The organism is Streptomyces scabiei 87.22 (genome assembly GCF_000091305.1).
In the GTDB taxonomy this organism is placed as follows: domain Bacteria; phylum Actinomycetota; class Actinomycetes; order Streptomycetales; family Streptomycetaceae; genus Streptomyces; species Streptomyces scabiei.
This window is the reverse complement of sequence record NC_013929.1, coordinates 9,177,674-9,193,835: the sequence shown is the minus strand read 5'-3', so window position 1 is coordinate 9,193,835 and position 16,162 is coordinate 9,177,674. Positions and strand designations below refer to the sequence as shown.

The 16,162-nt window shown below is 73.0% G+C and carries 16 protein-coding genes; 8 read left to right on the top strand and 8 right to left on the bottom strand.

What is annotated here, in order from left to right; genetic code table 11:
• Positions 1-40: 40 nt before the first annotated feature.
• The gene (locus SCAB_RS39655; protein ID WP_013005684.1) at positions 41-769 is read right to left on the bottom strand and encodes an alpha-ketoglutarate-dependent dioxygenase AlkB family protein; all 729 of its coding nucleotides are present in this window, start codon (positions 767-769) and stop codon (positions 41-43) included.
• A gap of 77 nt (positions 770-846) precedes the next feature.
• Between SCAB_RS39655 and SCAB_RS39650 the strand changes: the two genes are divergently transcribed.
• Entirely contained in the window at positions 847-2,007 is a 1,161-nt protein-coding gene (locus SCAB_RS39650; RefSeq protein ID WP_013005683.1) for a methyltransferase, read from the top strand.
• Here SCAB_RS39650 and SCAB_RS39645 read toward each other — a convergent pair.
• Genes SCAB_RS39645 through SCAB_RS39635 form a run of 3 tightly spaced genes read right to left on the bottom strand, consistent with a single transcriptional unit; the run spans position 1,917 to position 4,644 of the window.
• Positions 1,917-2,789 carry an AraC family transcriptional regulator gene (locus SCAB_RS39645; protein ID WP_041670142.1) on the bottom strand — a complete coding sequence of 291 codons (873 nt, stop codon included), beginning with the start codon at positions 2,787-2,789 and terminating at the stop codon, positions 1,917-1,919. The two genes, SCAB_RS39650 and SCAB_RS39645, sit on opposite strands and share 91 nt — an antisense overlap.
• Positions 2,790-2,842: 53 nt before the next feature.
• On the bottom strand, positions 2,843-3,724 hold the full coding sequence (locus SCAB_RS39640) for a class II fructose-bisphosphate aldolase (RefSeq protein ID WP_013005682.1): 882 nt from the start codon (positions 3,722-3,724) through the stop codon (positions 2,843-2,845).
• 29 nt (positions 3,725-3,753) lie between these two features.
• Positions 3,754-4,644, bottom strand: a complete 891-nt coding sequence (locus SCAB_RS39635; RefSeq protein WP_041670141.1) for an SIS domain-containing protein — start codon at positions 4,642-4,644, stop codon at positions 3,754-3,756.
• A 112-nt stretch (positions 4,645-4,756) separates the two neighbouring features.
• On the opposite strand from SCAB_RS39635, the gene SCAB_RS39630 reads away from it, so the two are divergent.
• Positions 4,757-5,539: a DeoR/GlpR family DNA-binding transcription regulator gene (locus SCAB_RS39630; protein WP_013005680.1), complete on the top strand. Its 783-nt coding sequence runs from the start codon at positions 4,757-4,759 to the stop codon at positions 5,537-5,539.
• An 87-nt stretch (positions 5,540-5,626) separates the two neighbouring features.
• On the opposite strand, the gene SCAB_RS39625 is transcribed toward SCAB_RS39630, so the two are convergent.
• Complete coding sequence (locus SCAB_RS39625) at positions 5,627-6,583, bottom strand: hypothetical protein (protein WP_041670140.1); 957 nt, start codon at positions 6,581-6,583, stop codon at positions 5,627-5,629.
• A gap of 887 nt (positions 6,584-7,470) precedes the next feature.
• Between SCAB_RS39625 and SCAB_RS39620 the strand changes: the two genes are divergently transcribed.
• The 4 genes from SCAB_RS39620 to SCAB_RS39605 all read left to right on the top strand — a co-directional run bounded on the left by SCAB_RS39620 (position 7,471) and on the right by SCAB_RS39605 (position 10,524).
• Positions 7,471-8,685 (top strand): MFS transporter, encoded by a 1,215-nt coding sequence (locus SCAB_RS39620; RefSeq protein WP_013005677.1) that lies wholly within the window; start codon positions 7,471-7,473, stop codon positions 8,683-8,685.
• A gap of 178 nt (positions 8,686-8,863) precedes the next feature.
• Positions 8,864-9,055: a putative ATP-grasp-modified RiPP gene (gene tgmA, locus SCAB_RS39615; RefSeq protein WP_013005676.1), complete on the top strand. Its 192-nt coding sequence runs from the start codon at positions 8,864-8,866 to the stop codon at positions 9,053-9,055.
• A gap of 16 nt (positions 9,056-9,071) precedes the next feature.
• Positions 9,072-10,055, top strand: a complete 984-nt coding sequence (tgmB, locus tag SCAB_RS39610; RefSeq protein WP_013005675.1) for an ATP-grasp ribosomal peptide maturase — start codon at positions 9,072-9,074, stop codon at positions 10,053-10,055.
• Positions 10,056-10,221: 166 nt separating this feature from the next.
• The gene (locus SCAB_RS39605; protein ID WP_013005674.1) at positions 10,222-10,524 is read left to right on the top strand and encodes a DUF6332 family protein; all 303 of its coding nucleotides are present in this window, start codon (positions 10,222-10,224) and stop codon (positions 10,522-10,524) included.
• A 93-nt stretch (positions 10,525-10,617) separates the two neighbouring features.
• On the opposite strand, the gene SCAB_RS39600 is transcribed toward SCAB_RS39605, so the two are convergent.
• The gene (locus SCAB_RS39600; RefSeq protein WP_013005673.1) at positions 10,618-11,316 is read right to left on the bottom strand and encodes a TetR/AcrR family transcriptional regulator; all 699 of its coding nucleotides are present in this window, start codon (positions 11,314-11,316) and stop codon (positions 10,618-10,620) included.
• Between the two features lie 326 nt (positions 11,317-11,642).
• On the opposite strand from SCAB_RS39600, the gene SCAB_RS39595 reads away from it, so the two are divergent.
• Positions 11,643-12,095, top strand: a complete 453-nt coding sequence (locus SCAB_RS39595) for a nitroreductase family deazaflavin-dependent oxidoreductase (protein WP_013005672.1) — start codon at positions 11,643-11,645, stop codon at positions 12,093-12,095.
• A 55-nt stretch (positions 12,096-12,150) separates the two neighbouring features.
• Here SCAB_RS39595 and SCAB_RS39590 read toward each other — a convergent pair whose 3' ends face one another.
• On the bottom strand, positions 12,151-13,356 hold the full coding sequence (locus SCAB_RS39590; RefSeq protein WP_013005671.1) for a geranylgeranyl reductase family protein: 1,206 nt from the start codon (positions 13,354-13,356) through the stop codon (positions 12,151-12,153).
• 182 nt (positions 13,357-13,538) lie between these two features.
• Between SCAB_RS39590 and SCAB_RS39585 the strand changes: the two genes are divergently transcribed.
• Positions 13,539-14,894, top strand: a complete 1,356-nt coding sequence (locus tag SCAB_RS39585) for a dipeptidase (protein WP_037726521.1) — start codon at positions 13,539-13,541, stop codon at positions 14,892-14,894.
• A gap of 122 nt (positions 14,895-15,016) precedes the next feature.
• Here the strand turns inward: SCAB_RS39585 and SCAB_RS49135 are convergent, their stop codons facing one another.
• Entirely contained in the window at positions 15,017-16,054 is a 1,038-nt protein-coding gene (locus tag SCAB_RS49135) for an NUDIX hydrolase (RefSeq protein WP_013005669.1), read from the bottom strand.
• Positions 16,055-16,162: the final 108 nt, after the last annotated feature.

The window sequence follows — 16,162 nt, the reverse complement described above, 5'->3', positions numbered from 1 at the left end:
ATGATCCGCTCGGCGTCGGCCTCCCGCCCGGTGCCGCGCCTCAGACGTCGTCGAAGCCGCCGGCCCGCAGGGTGATGTTCAGCCGGCCGGTCAGGCCCAGTCCGGGCGGCGCGGTTCCCGCGTACACCCGGGGCACCCCGTGGTACGCCCGCCGCGCCTCTCCGCCGAACACGAAGAGGTCACCACTGCGCAGTTCCACGTCCGTGTAGGGCCGGGTCCGGGTCCGCGGGTTGCCGAAGCGGAAGAGGCAGGTGTCGCCGAGACTCAGCGACACCACCGGCGCGTCCGACGGCTCGTCGCTGTCGCGGTGCATGCCCATGCGGGCGTCGGCGTCGTAGTAGTTGATCAGTGCGATGTCGTACGGGTCCGTCGCCCGCTGCGGGCCGAGGGTGTCCGCCACCGCGCGCCGGCCCAGTTCGCCGAGCCAGGCCGGGAAGGGCTTCACGGGCGCGCCGTCGCCGTCGACGACCGTGCGGGAGTAGGCGTACGGGTAGGTGTGCCGGCCGGGGCAGGCGGGGTTGTCCCGTACGGCGCGGCCGCAGGCGGGGCATGCCGGTACGACGCCCCAGTGCCGGCCGAGGCAGACCTGCCGGGCGGTCATGGTGCCGCCGCCCGGGGTGCGGACCGTGCGGAGCCCGGCGGGCGGCCGGGCCCATGCGCGGCAGGCGTCCAGGAGGCGCCGCTGCTGTCCGGCGTCCAGCCGGTCCGGGACGTGGACCGCGCCGGGCACGATCTCCCTGCGGTCGCGGGGGAACAGCTCGGCGTTCATCGTGCCATCGTCCCGCACGGCCGCCCGGCCGCTCGGGGAGGAGTCCTGCGCCGCGGCTCGGTTAGCCTGGGCGCACGATGAGCGACCGTATGACCGCGCCCTGGGGCGAGTACACCCTGACGCGCTTCCCCGAGGACCCCCGTGACCTGTTGCGCGCCTGGGACGCGTCCGACGCGTATCTGCTGCGCCATCTCGCGGAGAGCGGGACGCGGCTGGACGGGACGGTCGTGATCGTCGGGGACCGCTGGGGTGCGCTGACGACCGCGCTGGCCGGGTACGGGCCGACGCAGATCACCGACTCGTTCCTGAGCCGGGAGGCGACGCGGGCGAACCTGGAGCGCGGCGGGGTCGATCCGGACGCCGTACGGCTGCTCACCACCCGGGACACGCCGCCGGACCGCGTCGACGTGCTCCTCGTCCGGATCCCCAAGAGTCTCGCGCTCCTGGAGGACCAGCTGCACCGCCTCGCGCCCGCCGTGCACGAGGGCACGGTCGTGATCGGCACCGGCATGGTGAAGGAGATCCACACCTCCACGCTCCGCCTCTTCGAGCGGATCCTGGGCCCGACCCGCACCTCGCTCGCCCGGCAGAAGGCGCGGCTCGTCCTCTGCACGCCGGACGCGGAGGTGCTGGCGGCCCGGGGCGACGATCCGTGGCCGTACACCTATCGACTGCCGGACGACGTCGGCGTGTTGGCCGGGCGGGCGGTCGTCAATCACGCGGGGGTGTTCTGCGCGGACCGCCTCGACATCGGCACCCGGTTCTTCCTGCGGCAGCTGCCGCAGGCCCCGGCCGGCGGCCGCGTCGTCGACCTGGGCTGCGGCAACGGCGTCGTGGGCACGGCCGTCGCGCTGGCCGGTCCGGACGCGGAGGTGGTGTTCGTCGACGAGTCGTACCAGGCGGTGGCCTCGGCGCGGGCGACGTACGAGGCGAACCGGCCCGGCGCCGACCCCGGGGCCGAGTTCCTGGTCGGCGACGGGCTGGAGGACTTCCCGGCGGGGAGTGTCGATCTGGTCCTCAACAATCCGCCGTTCCACTCCCATCAGGCGACGACCGACGCCACGGCCCGGCGGATGTTCACCGGGGCTCGGCGGGCGTTGCGGCCGGGCGGGGAGCTGTGGGTGGTCGGCAATCGTCATCTGGGCTATCACGTGACGTTGCGGCGGATCTTCGGCAACGGCGAAGTCGTCGCGAGCGACCCCAGGTTCGTGGTGCTGAGGGCGGTCAGGGCGGGCTGATCGGTCCCGGCCTGCGGGGCGCCCCGCAGCGCGCGGGGTGAGGCACCCAGCTCCCGGCGGCAGGCCTTGTTGAAGGCCTGGAGGTCGGGGATGCCCACGGAGGCGGCCACGGCGGGGATGGAGAGGGTCGTGGCGCGCAGCAGATGGTGGGCGCGTTCGAGTCTGCGGCGGCGGATGTAGGCGACGACCGTGCCACCGGTCTCGGCGTGGAACAGCCGGGTCAGGTGGTTGTGGGAGACGCCGGCCGCCCGGGCCACCTCCGGGACGGTGAGCGGCGCCGCCAGCCGGGCCTCGATGTGGGCGATCGCGGCGGTCACCGCCGGGTGCGGTCCGGGGCCCGCGGCGGCGGGCGGCGCCAGCGTGGCGACGCGCCACAGGGCGGTCCAGATCTCGGCCCGGGTGCGGTCGGGCTCGCTCGGAGCGGCCGCCACCGCCCGCAGCAACAGCCCGGTGAGCGTGGGCAGTTCGGGTCCGGCGTCCTGGACGACCGGTACTGTGCGGGGCGGTCCGGCCGGGGTGATCCGCAGATGGGCGAAGAGGTGTTCGGAGCGGCCTCGGTAGCGGTAGCGGACCGTGGTGCCGGGCGGTACGAGGCTGACCCGGCCGGGGCGGATGAGGTGGACGGTGCCGTCGACGGTCAGTTCGCCCTCGTACCGGTAGAGGTGCAGCTGCCACAGCTCCGGCAGCCGGAACACGTCCGTGGGGCTCGCGACGCCGTGCACGCCGACCCCGGTGAGGGCGACGACCGGCGGCTCACCGAGGTGGATCTCCGTCTCCCGCATGACCGGAAAATACCAGTGACGGGCGTCACATTCCGCCCCCGCGGCCGCGCTCCCTAGGTGGAGGGAACGGTGGGAGCCGGCAGTTCCGCGCGCAGGACGCGGATGAGGCGGGCCACGGTGTCGGCCATCGCCGACCGGCCCGCCGCGAGGTACCGGCGCGGGTCCACCACGTCGGGGCCGGCGTCGAGGAACTCCCGGATCGCGCCGGTCAGGGCGATGTTGAGCGCGGTGCCGATGTTGACCTTGGCGATGCCTCCCGCGACGGCCCTGCGCAGTTCGTCGTCCGGGACGCCGGAGGAACCGTGCAGGACGAGGGGGACGTCCAGGGCGCCGGCCAGCCGTCGCAGAAGGGCGTGGTCGAGGGCCGCGGTGCGGGTGGTCATCGCGTGCGCGCTGCCGATGGCGACGGCGAGCGCGTCCACGCCCGAGTCGGCCACGAAGGCCCGCGCCTCCTCGGGGTCGGTCCGGGCCCCCGGCGCGTGCGCGTCGAGCGGCCGCTCGCCGTTCTTGCCGCCCACCTGACCCAACTCGGCCTCGATCCACAGTCCTTGGGCGTGTGCCCAGCGCACTGCGGCGTGGGTCGCGGCCAGGTTGTCCAGGTACGGCAGATGCGAGGCGTCGTACATCACGGAGCTGAAGCCTGCGTCGGCGGCCCGGCGCAGCAGGTCGTCGCTGCGCACGTGGTCGAGGTGGAGCGCGACGGGCACGGCCGCCCGCTCGGCGGCGGCTGACGCGGCGCGGGCCAGCGGGAGCGGGTCGCCGTCGTGGAACCCGACCGCGTTCTCGCTGACCTGGAGGACGACGGGTGCGGCGGCGGTCTCTGCGCCCGCGAGGACCGCCTCGACGTGCTCCAGGGTGATGACGTTGAACGACGCCACCGCGGCGTGCGTGGCGGCGGCCCCGGTGATCAGTGCTGCGGTCGTCGTGAGGGGCACGGCTCCTCCTGTTTTCGGCTTTCAGCTCTTCAGCGGTCGTTCGGGCCGAGGATCACCGAGCGCGTGAGATGGCGCGGCCGGTCGGGGTCGAGGCCACGGGCGGCGGCCAGGGCGACGGCGAGCCGCTGGGCGCGGACGAGTTCGGCGAGCGGATCGAGTCCGCCGGGCACCCAGGTCGCGCCGGTCGTCCGCACCTCGTCGGCGAGCCCCTGCGGTGCCTCGCCGAACATCCAGGTCGCGGTGGACCGGGTGGTGACGCTGATCGGGCCGTGCCGGTACTCCATCGCCGGATACGCCTCGCTCCACGCCAGTGCGGCCTCGCGCATCTTCAGCGCGGCCTCGTGGGCGAGGCCCACGGTCCAGCCCCGGCCCAGGAAGGTGAACTGGGTGCCGTCGACGAGCCCTTCGGGCAGCGGCGCCCGGAGCGCGGTGCGGGCGTCGGCGACGGCGGCCTCGGTGTGCAGGCCGAAGTGGGCGCGCAGCAGGGTGAGCGCGGTGGTGGCGAACCGGGTCTGGACGACGGACTTCTCGTCGGCGAAGCCCAGGACGACGACGTCGTCCGCGGCGGCCATCACCGGGGTGGCCGGGTCGGCGGTGATCGCGGTCGTACGGGTACGGCCCCGCAGCGCGCCCAGGAGGTCCAGCACCTCGGTGGTGGTGCCGGAGCGGGTGAGGGCGACGACCCGGTCGTAGGTCCGCCGGCGGGGGAACTCCGAGGCGGCGTAGGCGTCCGTCTCCCCGTGTCCGGCGCTTTCACGCAGTGCCGCGGCGGCCTGGGCCATGAAGTACGACGTCCCGCAGCCGACGAGCGCCACCCGCTCCCCCGGCGCGGACAGGACCCCGGCGTGCTCCACCGCCTCGGCGGCGACGCGGGCCCAGCACGCGGGCTGGCTGTTCAGCTCGTCCTCGACATGGGTCATGCGGTCACCCTCCCCAGGAGACTCCGGGTTCATGCTCGTTCCTGCACGATAGAGTCTGCTTTCGAGCATCTTCAAGCATCATGCGGCAACCGGAGCAGCAGGAGGAGACCCCATGTCCCGCGACGCGCGCTGGCAGACGCTGCTGGAACTGCTCGCCGAGCGGGGGCGGCTGGACGTCGAGGAGGCGGCCGCCGCGCTGGGGGTGTCCGCCGCGACGATCCGGCGCGACCTCGACCGGCTCGCGGAGCAGCAGATGCTCGTCCGCACCCGGGGCGGAGCGGTCGTGCACGGCGTCTCGTACGAGTTGCCGCTCCGCTACAAGACGGCACGCCGGGCCACCGAGAAACAGCGGATCGCGGCGGCGGTGGCGGACCTCGTGGCCCCCGGCGAGGCGATGGGCCTCACCGGCGGCACGACCACCACCGAGGTCGCGCGGGCCCTGGCCGTACGAGGGGATCTGGCGTCCGGGACTCCCGCGCTGACCGTGGTGACCAACGCGCTCAACATCGCGAGCGAGCTGGCCGTGCGGCCCCAGTTCAAGATCGTGGTGACGGGCGGGGTGGCCCGCGCCCAGTCCTACGAGCTCGTCGGCCCGCTCGCCGACGGGGTGCTCGACCGGATCACCGTGGACGTGACCGTCCTCGGCGTGGTCGCCCTGGACGTGGTCCATGGCGCCGCCGCCCACGACGAGGCGGAGGCAGCCGTCAACCGGCTGCTGTGCGAGCGGGCCGAGCGAGTGGTCGTGGCGGCCGACTCCGGCAAACTGGGACGGCGGGCCTTCGCCCGGATCTGCGGGACCGGCTCGGTGAACACGCTGGTCACGGACGAGGCGGCGGCACCGGAGACGGTTCGGCGGTTCGAGGAGGCGGGCGTGCGGGTGGTCGTCGCCCGATGAGACCGGGGCGCGGTGAGGCCGTCGGTGCGCGTGGTATGTCGCGCGGTGAGACCGTCGGTACGCCTGGTAAATCGCGCGGTGAGACCGTCAGTGCGCGTGGTCGGTCGCGGGCTTCTCGGGGTGCGTGGGCGCCGCGGCTCCTCCGGCGCCGACCGTGAACGCCGCCGTGTGGACCTCGCCCTCGTGCTTGAAGTCCAGGAAGAGGCGGTAGGTGCCGGCGCTGGGGGCGGTGGCGGTGAAGGAGATGCCGGGGCCGGGCCGGGTCCGTGCGTCGCCGGGCTCGCCGTTCGGGTGGACGTGCAGGTAGGCGAGGTCGCCCGAGCGCAGGGCGACCAGATGACCGTACGCGCCGAGGTAGGGCTGGAGGTCGGTGACGGGGCGGCCGTCCCGGGAGACCTTGAGGGTGAGTTCGCTCGCGGCGCCCGGGCGCAGGCCGCCGTCCAGCTCGACCTCGTAGCCGTCGGCCTCCGCGGTGGCGTTCGGCGCCGGGAACCTGCGCGGCTCGTAGGTGCCCGAGGCCGCGAGGTCGACGCCGAGGGTGAGGTTCTCGGCGCTCTTCCCGGCCGGCGTGAAGTCGGCGAAGACGCGATAACCGCCGGCGTCGGGCAGCTCGACGGGAGTGCTCCAGGTGCCGTCGGCCGCGCGGGCGGGGTGCAGATGGCGGTAGGTGACCAGATCACGCGAGGCGACGATGAGGTGGAGTTCCTTGCCGTGCTCGCGCTGGTACGCGGTGACGGCACGGCCGTCCTCGTCGCGGATGACGAAGCGCAGGTCGGAGCGGTGGCCGGCGGTGACACCCGGGGTGCGCAGGTCGAGGGTGTAGCCGCCTTCGGAGAGCTGGAGTCCGCCGGGCGGGGCGGTCTCGTGGCCGCCGTCGCCGTGCTTGGGGGCCGGTGACGTCTCGGCATGGCTGTCGTGGCGCGCGGGCTCGGTCTCCGCGGCGCCGGAGACGACGGGTTCGATGCCCTTGCCCACGCCGTAGGCGGTGCCGAACGTGGCGGCCAGCGCCGCGGCGAACGCGGTGATCCTGAGTCCGGTGTTCATGGCCGTCTCCTTCGGTGTGCGGGTCCTGTCACCACGGCCCACCATACCCCTGGGGGGTATGTAGTCAAGTCGCGCGAGCAGCTTGCCACGGGCGCCCCGGGCAGGACGCGACCCTGCCGACCGCGCACCCCGCCGACCGCGCACCTCACCGACGACGACGCTCGGCGCACAAGTGATCGACACTCAGGTGATCGACACTCAGGCGATCGGCGCGCAGGCGATCGGCAGGCTCGCGTGCGCCCGGCCTCGCGGCACGTCCGGCCTGCTGAACCCGGCGATCGCCGGGCCACCATGCCGATAACCCCTGCCTTCGTAGGGGCAACTCTCCGCGACGGGGGCGTTCTGAGCGGAGGGAGATTCAAGCGCCCGCGCGAATACGGTCAGTCGCCTTCCGGTTACCGGCGACCGTTAGCGAAAGGCCCGCCGAGACCCCGAGGAAAACGATTCGGCAGGATGCGGCCCCGGGTGGTGGAAATGGCGTCGAATTCCGGGTTCGATCCACCGTCACGGTCTCGCACTTGGACGAGACCCCTTTGCCGACAGCCCCCTTTCGCCAGCCCAGCGCCCGGCGCCGCGCATTCCTCTCACCCGGACCCACGAATTCCGTACTGCCGGTGAACGGCTGGGTCACCGTCGGTGAGCATCCAGGAGGCGGAACACTCACGGCGACGCGGCCGGTCACGACGTCCTTCGCAGGCGCGGGCCCGCTTCACGACTCGCCGCCCAACCGACCCGGTCACCCACGACACCCCCTCGAACACCCTCGGCCCGTCCTCCGAGCCCCCGCTCACGCACGGGCAGCAACCCCGTCGAACCTTGCCCCGGTCCCGGCTCCCGCCTAGCCTCATTTTGTGCCGCGAATAAACAAAACCCGAACGCACAGCGCCGTGCCGGGCCACGACAGCGACCCCGCACACCCCTACGACCTCCGCGCCCTCCGCATCGCGATCACCGCCTTCTTCGCCCTCGACGGCTTCGTCTTCGCCGGCTGGGTGGTCAGGATCCCCGCGATCAAGGAACAGACCGGCGCGTCGCCCGGCGCGCTGGGGCTCGCGCTGCTCGGCGTGTCCGCCGGAGCGGTGATCACGATGATGCTGACCGGCCGGCTCTGCCGCCGCTTCGGCAGCCACCCGGTGACGGTCGTCTGCGCCGTTCTGCTGTCCCTGAGCGTGGCCCTGCCCCCGCTCACCCACTCGGCACTCGCCCTGGGTGCGGTCCTGCTGGTGTTCGGCGTGGCCTTCGGCGGCATCAACGTCGCCTTCAACAGCGCGGCCGTGGATCTGGTGGCCGCGCTGGGGCGCCCCGTCATGCCCGGTTTCCACGCCGCGTTCAGCCTCGGCGGCATGGTCGGGGCAGGGCTCGGCGGCCTGGTCGCGGGCTCCTTGTCCCCCACCCGCCATCTGGCCGGTATCGCCGTGGCGGGCCTGCTGGTCACCGCCCTGGCCGCACCCACCCTGCTGCGCCACGGGCCTCCGGCGCCACGGCCCCGCCCCCTGGGAGAAGACGCCCGGGAGGCCGGACCGCGCGACGCGCCCGGCGCGGACCACCAAGGCGGCCGTACGCGCGGCCCGGTCGTCGTCCTCGGCCTGATCGCCGGGTGCACGGCGTACGGCGAGGGGGCACTGGCGGACTGGGGCGCCCTGCACCTGGAGGCGGACCTGGACGCCTCACCGGGAGTCGCGGCGCTCGGTTACTCGTGTTTCGCTCTGGCCATGACGATCGGCCGGCTCACCGGGACACCCCTGCTCGAGCGCCTGGGCAGGACCACGGTGCTCGTGGCCGGTGGCGCGACCGCGACGGCCGGCATGCTGCTCGGCTCCCTCGCCCCCTTCGCGTGGGCGGCCCTGCTCGGCTTCGCCGTCACCGGCCTGGGCCTCGCCAACATCTTCCCCGTCGCCATCGAACGCGCCGGCGCGCTGGCCGGCCCCGGCGGGGTCGCCACGGCCTCCACGCTCGGCTATCTCGGCATGCTCCTCGGCCCGCCCGCGATCGGATTCATGGCCGAATGGCACTCCCTGCCCGCCGCGCTCACGAGCGTCGCGGTACTGGCCGGGTTCGCCTCCGCCATCGCGTTCACCACCCGCCGCTCGACCGCGAAATGACCACTCACCGTTGCCTGGTGACGCCTCGCGGTGCATGAAGTCAGCCCTCCGAGAACATGAGGCAACCATTCAGTCGTTCGATTCGTATAACTCCCTGGAGGCACTGCGACCCGGCCGAACAGAGAGCGGCCGGAGCGTCACCATCCGCTTTCCGGATGGTCCCGAACAAGGAGAAACGATGCGACTGTTCGTGCTCAACTACGCTCGCGCCGCTGAGCAGTTGGAGTTCAGCGCTCCGTACACCTACGACTCCGGGCTGCAGTTGAACGTGCTCGCCGACGGGCGGATAGCGGCACACGACCAGGGTCTTATGCGGGAATTGGGGGCGACCACCTCCACGGCGGGATCGAAGACCCATTTCGACGACTGAACGCGGATTCGCGACGATGACGGTGTTGATCCTCACCTCTGAACAGGACGTGACCGCGGACCTGGTGGTGGCCCGGCTCAACGGGACCGGTGTACCGGTGGTCCGGCTCGACCCCGCCGACCTGCCCGGCACGGTGGCGCTCTCCGGCGAGTACGTCCACGGCTCGTTCCGCGGCCATCTGTCCGCCGGCGGGCGCCAGGTGAGCATGGACGGGCTGCGGTCCATCTGGCTGCGCAGACCGGGCGTTCCGGCCTCCGGGGTCGCCGATCCGTCCCGGTGGCTCACCGAGGAGTCCTCGCAGGCCCTGTACGGCATGCTGCGCGGCACGGGCGCCCGCTGGATGAACGACCCGGACGCGGCCCGGCGAGCGAGACACAAGCCGTGGCAGCTCCGGCATGCCCAGCACTGCGGGCTCCCCGTACCGGCCACGCTGATCACCACGTTCCCGCAGGCCGCCCGGGACTTCGCCGAGCGCTTCCCGGACCTGGTGGTGAAGCCGGTCTCCGGCACCCACCCACGGGAGCCCGTCGGCACCGTCCCCACCAGCCGCGTCGCGCCCGGCACCGACTTCACCGCCGTCGCGTTCGGCCCGACACTGCTGCAGCGGCGCATCGCCAAGACCGCCGACATCCGGCTCACCGTCGTGGGCGACCGCATACTGGCCGCCCGCAAGGTCGTGGCCCCGGACGCGCACCCCGACGAGGTGGACGTCCGCTTCGCCCCCTCCGCCGCGCCCTGGCAGCCGGCCGAGGTACCGGAGCGCACCGCCACGGCCGTCCGCGCCTATCTCCGCGGTGCCGAACTCTCCTACGGAGCCTTCGACTTCGCGGAGGACACGGACGGCATCTGGTGGTTCCTGGAGTGCAACCAGTCCGGCCAGTTCGGCTTCGTGGAGATGGACACCGGCCAGCCGATCGCGCACAGCGTCGCCGAGTGGCTGGCACACGAGGAACCGGGGGCGGGAGCCCACGGCAACGACCGGATCCGGACGACCTCCTGACGTACCTGGTGTCTCTGGTGTCTCTGACATCCCTGACATCCCTGACGGCTCGTCAGTGCGTGGACGTGCCCTCCCGGGGCCGAGGGCGGGCGCGGCGCGCTGATCCCGGGGCGGCGGACGCGTCCGCCGCCTTGTCGGCCGCGCCCGCCACCCTCACACTCGGGCCATGGGGAGACGAACGCAGGCCGAACGGGACGCGATGACCATGGAGATGCTCTTCGCGCTCTTCGCGGGGGCGGTCCTGGCGGGCGCGGCCTACTTCGGCGTCACGGCGTTCCTGCCGAACGCCTTCGGCTCGCTGCGCGACCGGGAGAGCCTGATCGGCCCCCTCGCCCTGGCCGTCACCGCCGTGGTGTTCATCGTGGTCGTCTCGATCGTCCTGACACGCTTCCGGCGCGCCACGCGCCTGCGCCGGCAGGCCGCCGGACAGCGCGCCCCTCGGCCCCGCCGCACCAGCCCCGACTCCTAGGTCAGGAGCACAAGTTGGGGACGGACGACTAGGAGCTGTCACGGGCGCCCCCGCTCCACCATCGCAAGGGACACCCCGGGCGACTGCAGCCCGTCACCCCTGGGGAAACACCAGGCCGACGTGGTGGGCGAGTTGACCGGCCGCGTGCCGGAAGAACACCTCCCGGTCCTCGACCACCCGGTTGAACTGCCCGAACACCTCGAAGCTGATCAGGCCGAACAGCTGCGCCCACGCCCCGACGAGCACCGCGATGACCTCCGGCGGCAGGTCGGGCGCGAACTCCTCGGCGATCCGCCGCGCCTCGGGGCGCAGCTCGGGAGGCAGCTTCCACTGGGCCACACCCTTGGCCTGGTAGGCGTCCCGCACGATCCTGATCAGCAGCTGTCCGACCCGGGAGGCGGCCGGAAGGGTCGTGTCGGGGGCCCGGTAGCCGGGCACGGGCGAACCGAAGATCAACGCGTACTCATGGGGCCGTGCCAGCGCCCACTCCCGCACCCCCTCGCACACCGCGACCCACTGCCCGGCCGGGCTCTCCCCGGCGGCGCGGGCGTGCGCGGCCTCGGCGGCCTCGCCCACGGAGTCGAAGGCGTCGATGATCAGCGCGGTGAGCAGTTCGTCGCGACTGGGGAAGTAGCGGTAGAGCGCGGAGGAGACCATGCCGAGTTCGCGCGCCACGGCTCGCAGCGACAGCTTGGCGGCGCCCTCGGCGGCGAGCTGTCTGCGCGCCTCGTCCTTGATCGCGGCGGTGACTTCGATCCGGGCGCGGGCACGGGCTCCCTGTGCAGTGCTCATATGAGGCAGTGTGCCACAAGGTCGGAGCACTGCACACGTTTCGGAGCACTGCTCTCCCTCGGGATCGACGCTCTCGCCCGCGATCACCGCTCTCGCCTTGGATCACTGCTCTCACCCGAGAACGCCGCTCACTATCTGGAGCGCCAGAACAAAACGAGATCACTGCTCTTGCTTTGGAGCACCGATCTCGTGCACACTGCTCTCAAGCGAGAGCACTGCTCTCCAAAGCGCCCGACGTACCCCGGTTCCAGCCCCACCCCAGTTCCAGCCCCGCCCACGGCCCCGGCCCCCGGCCCCGCCGCCACCCCACCCCACGGGAGGACCCCATGTCGTCGTCGAGCCACTACATCAGGACCAACCCCTTCGACCGCGCACTCAACGGCTTCATCGGCTGGCTCGCCCGCCGCGGCGTCAGCCTCCTCGGCACGGCCGAGCTCTCCGTGCGCGGCCGCAAGAGTGGCGAGTGGCGTCGGCTGCCGGTCAACCCGTTGCCGTACGAGGGCGGCCCCTACCTGGTCTCGGCGCGCGGCCACTCCGAGTGGGTGCGCAACATGCGGGCGGCCGGTGGCGGACGGCTCCAGGTGGGCCGCCGGGTGCAGGAGTTCACGGCGGTCGAGCTGCCCGACGAGGAGAAGCCCGTCGTTCTGCGCACCTACCTCAAGAAGTGGGGCTGGGAGGTGGGCCGGTTCTTCGGCGACGTCAGCGCCGACTCCACCGACGAGGAACTGCTCGCCGCCGCGCCGAGGCACCCCGTCTTCCGGATCACCGTGCAGCGGTGACCGGGCGGAGTGCCGACGGGCGGGCACGGAGGGCCGGACACCGGCCCCCACGGCCCTACTTGTCGAACGCCGTCAGCGCGCGCTGGGCGATCGGGCGGTTGCGGACGATCTCGCCCAGGGAGGTCGACCCGCGGGTGATGTCGACGAAGGCCCGCCAGGCGGGCCGGAACCCGGTCAGCGCCGCGTGGAAGAGACCCGGCCGCCGTTCGAAGGCGGCCAGCAGCCGCTTGCCGACGCTCATCTCGACACCGAGGCCCGCCTTCACGGCGAACGCGTAGTTGAGGGCCTGGCGGCGGGTGTCGACCGCGTCGTGCGCCTCGGCGATCCGCACCGCCCACTCCCCCGCGAGCCGGCCCGACCGCAGCGCGAAGGAGATGCCCTCCCGCGTCCACGGCTCCAGCAGCCCGGCCGCGTCCCCGCAGACCAGCACCCGGCCCCGCGAGAGCGGCGAGTCGTCCGCACGGCAGCGCGTCAGGTGCCCGGAGGACACGCTCGGTTCGAAGCCGGCGAGGCCGAGGCGCCCGATGAAGTCCTCCAGGTACCGCTTGGTGGCGGCGCCTTCACCGCGCGCGGAGATCACGCCGACGGTCAGGGTGTCGCCCTTGGGGAACACCCATCCGTAACTGCCGGGCATGGGGCCCCAGTCGATGAGGACGCGCCCCTTCCAGTCCTCGGCGACCGTCTCCGGCACGGGGATCTCCGCCTCCAGACCGAGGTCGACCTGTTCGAGCTTGACCCCGACATGCGCCCCTATCCGGCTGGCGCTGCCGTCCGCCCCGACGACGGCCCGCGCGAACAGCGTCTCGCCGCCCTGGAGCACCACCGCGACCGTCCGCCGGTCCGGCACCGCCGAGCCGTGCTGCTCGACCCGGGTGACCGTGACGCCCGTACGCAGCTCGGCGCCCGCCTTCTGGGCGTGCTCGACGAGTTGCTGGTCGAACTCGGGCCTGTTGATCAGGCCGAACAGCATCTGCTTGGACTTGCGCGTCCGGGCGTAACGTCCGTCGAGGGAGAAGGTGACCGCGTGCACCCGGTCCTTGAGGGGCAGTTCGAAGCCGGGCGGCAGCGCGTCGCGCGAGGGGCCGATGATGCCGCCGCCGCACGTCTTGTACCGCGGCAGCTCCGCCTTCTCCAGCAACAGGACGCTGCGTCCCGCGACCGCCGCCGCGTAGGCGGCCGAAGCCCCTGCGGGGCCCGCGCCCACCACGACGACGTCCCACACCCGCTGCACGTCGTCCGCCGAAGAGTTCTCGCTGCTCACGATGGTCTACTGCTCCCGATCCAGCCGCCTGCCGCACCTGTCCCACGCATCCTACGGCGGGTGACGCCGAGGACCGCTGTGGGAGGATCGGCAGCGCGTGCGCCCTACACCGACACTCCGGGCAAGCGCGTACGCAGCCACATGCCCACCAGGACAACGTCGCACCCACGAGGAGCGTGCCCATGCCGTCGAACCAGGTCGCCGAGACCGTCGCCTCGCTGATTCCCCGGGCGAAGGAGGAGCTCGCCGAACTGGTGGCCTTCAAGTCGGTGGCGGACTTCGACCAGTACCCCCGCAGCGAGAGCGAGGGCGCGGCGAACTGGGTCGCCGACGCCCTGCGCGCCGAGGGTTTCCAGGACGTCGCGCTGCTCGACACCCCCGACGGCACCCAGTCCGTGTACGGGTTCCTGCCGGGCCCCGAGGGCGCGAAGACCGTGCTGCTGTACGCCCACTACGACGTGCAGCCGCCGCTCGACGAGGCCGCCTGGGGGTCGCCGCCGTTCGAGCTGACCGAGCGCGACGGCCGCTGGTACGGGCGCGGCTCCGCCGACTGCAAGGGCGGTGTGATCATGCACCTGCTCGCGCTGCGGGCGCTGAAGGCGAACGGCGGGGTGCCGGTCCACGTCAAGGTGATCGCCGAGGGCTCGGAGGAGATGGGCACGGGCGGACTGCAGCGGTACGCCGAGGCCCATCCCGAACTGCTCGCCGCCGACACCGTCGTCATCGGCGACGCGGGCAACTTCCGCGTCGGACTGCCGACGGTGACCACCTCCCTGCGCGGCATGATCGCGATGCGCGTCCGGATCGACGCCCTCGAAGGCAACCTGCATTCGGGCCAGTTCGGCGGCGCGGCACCCGACGCGCTGGCCGCGCTGATCCGCGTGCTCGACTCGCTGCGCGCCGAGGACGGCACGACGACCGTCGACGGCCTCACGGGCGAGGGGACGTGGGACGGACTGCAGTACCCCGAGGAGCGGTTCCGCGAGGACGCGCGGGTGCTCGACGGCGTAGGGCTCGTGGGCGACGGTACGGTCGCCGACCGCATCTGGGCGCGCCCGTCCGCCACCGTGCTCGGCATCGACGTGCCGCCGGTGGTCGGCGCGACGCCGTCGATCCAGGCGAGCGCCCGCGCCCTGATCGGCCTGCGCGTCCCGCCGGGCGTCGACGTGCGGCAGGCCGTCAAGCTGCTCGAAGCGCACCTGGTGGCGCACACCCCGTGGGGGGCCCGCGTGGCATGTGAACCGATCGGCCACGGCGAGGCGTTCCGCGCCGACACCGCCAGCCCCGCGTACGAGGCGATGGCCTCGGCGATGGCCGTCGCCTACCCGGGCCAGGAGATGCAGTACGCGGGCCACGGCGGCTCGATCCCGCTGTGCAACACCCTCGCCGCCCTCTACCCCGAGGCCGAGATCCTCCTCATCGGCCTCAGCGAGCCCGAGGCCCGGATCCACGCGGTCGACGAGAGCGTGTCCCCGCAGGAGCTGGAGCGCATGGCCGTGACGGAGGCGCTGTTCCTGCGCAACTACGCGGCGAGCTGAGGATCGGGGGCCGGTGGGGATCCGCGCCCGTCAGGAGCGCGGTGACCGCCGCGTGATCCGCGCCGCGCCGGGGCGTCGCGCGGACGTCCGCGGTCGCGCTCCGGGCGGGCGGCGGCGGGCCGTCACACCGGCACACCGGCCTCCAGGTACAGCGCGGCGCCCCGCTCCCGTGCGCGCAGAGCCCACCGCAGCCGCTCGTACCGCACCGGCGGCAGCAGTTCCGCGGCCTCCTCCTCCGTCACGAACCGCCAGCCGCGCAGCTCGGGGCCGGGCAGGACCGGCCGCTGCGCACCGCTGACGTCGAGGCGGCCCCCGTCGAACAGCAGCCGCAGTCCGCCGTATCCGGGCGGGCGGGGCGCCTCCCAGTCCACCACCAGCAGCCGGGGCACCTCGTCCAGCCGTATCCCGGTCTCCTCCAGGACCTCACGCACTCCGGCGCGCGCCGGGGCTTCCCCGGACTCCACGACACCGCCGGGAAACTCCCAGCCGGCCTTGTAGGTCGGGTCGACCAGCAGGACCCGGTCGTCCTCGTCGAACAGCAGGACCCCCGCGGCGACCGTCTCGGCGGTCGGCTCGGGGGTCTGCACGATGTCGCACGCGGGTACGTCGTCGCCGGCCACGGCGTCGGCGATGCGCCGCGCGGTCTCGTACGGGGTGAGGGCGCCGGTGTCGACGAGATGGGCGTCCGCGGTGAGCCAGCCGCCGAGGGCCGCGCGGTAGGGCGCGATGTGGTCGTACGCCCATTGACGCAGCCGCATCTCGCCGTCGGGGAGGTCGGGCGGTATCTCCCGCCCGGCTATTCGCTCGCGCAGGATCGTTTCGGCCGGGGCCAGGAGCAGATGCCGTACGACGATGCGGCGGGACGCGAGGCCGCCGAAGATCTCGTCGCGGTACTCCTGGCGGAGCAGCGTCATGGGGACCACGAGGGTGCCGCCCAGCTCGGCGAGGAGGGCGGCGGCGGTGTCGACCACGAGCCGTCGCCAGCTGGGCAGATCCTGGAAGTCGCCGACCTCGGCGAGGCGCTTGGCCGGCAGCATGTGCGTCAGTGCGCCGCCGATGACCTCGGGGTCGAAGAGCGTGCTGTTCGGGATCAGTTCGATCAGTTCCCGTGCGGTGGTGGTCTTCCCCGCACCGAACGCACCGTTGATCCAGACGATCACGGTTCCCCCTCTTCTGTTGACCCCCTGAGGCTTGCCCTCCACCCCGCTACGGAAACCAGCCGCTGCCGAGGAGCCGAAAGTTGCGGAGCGACGTAGCCGCGGAGCCGC

Coding starts and splice junctions, on each gene's coding strand:
- SCAB_RS39655 (WP_013005684.1), bottom strand. CDS start 769: ATGAACGCCGAGCTGTTCCCCCGCGACCGCAGGGAGATCGTGCCCGGC.
- SCAB_RS39650 (WP_013005683.1), top strand. CDS start 847: ATGAGCGACCGTATGACCGCGCCCTGGGGCGAGTACACCCTGACGCGC.
- SCAB_RS39645 (WP_041670142.1), bottom strand. CDS start 2,789: ATGCGGGAGACGGAGATCCACCTCGGTGAGCCGCCGGTCGTCGCCCTC.
- SCAB_RS39635 (WP_041670141.1), bottom strand. CDS start 4,644: ATGACCCATGTCGAGGACGAGCTGAACAGCCAGCCCGCGTGCTGGGCC.
- SCAB_RS39630 (WP_013005680.1), top strand. CDS start 4,757: ATGTCCCGCGACGCGCGCTGGCAGACGCTGCTGGAACTGCTCGCCGAG.
- SCAB_RS39625 (WP_041670140.1), bottom strand. CDS start 6,583: ATGAACACCGGACTCAGGATCACCGCGTTCGCCGCGGCGCTGGCCGCC.
- tgmA (WP_013005676.1), top strand. CDS start 8,864: ATGCGACTGTTCGTGCTCAACTACGCTCGCGCCGCTGAGCAGTTGGAG.
- tgmB (WP_013005675.1), top strand. CDS start 9,072: ATGACGGTGTTGATCCTCACCTCTGAACAGGACGTGACCGCGGACCTG.
- SCAB_RS39605 (WP_013005674.1), top strand. CDS start 10,222: ATGGGGAGACGAACGCAGGCCGAACGGGACGCGATGACCATGGAGATG.
- SCAB_RS39600 (WP_013005673.1), bottom strand. CDS start 11,316: ATGAGCACTGCACAGGGAGCCCGTGCCCGCGCCCGGATCGAAGTCACC.
- SCAB_RS39595 (WP_013005672.1), top strand. CDS start 11,643: ATGTCGTCGTCGAGCCACTACATCAGGACCAACCCCTTCGACCGCGCA.
- SCAB_RS39585 (WP_037726521.1), top strand. CDS start 13,539: ATGCCGTCGAACCAGGTCGCCGAGACCGTCGCCTCGCTGATTCCCCGG.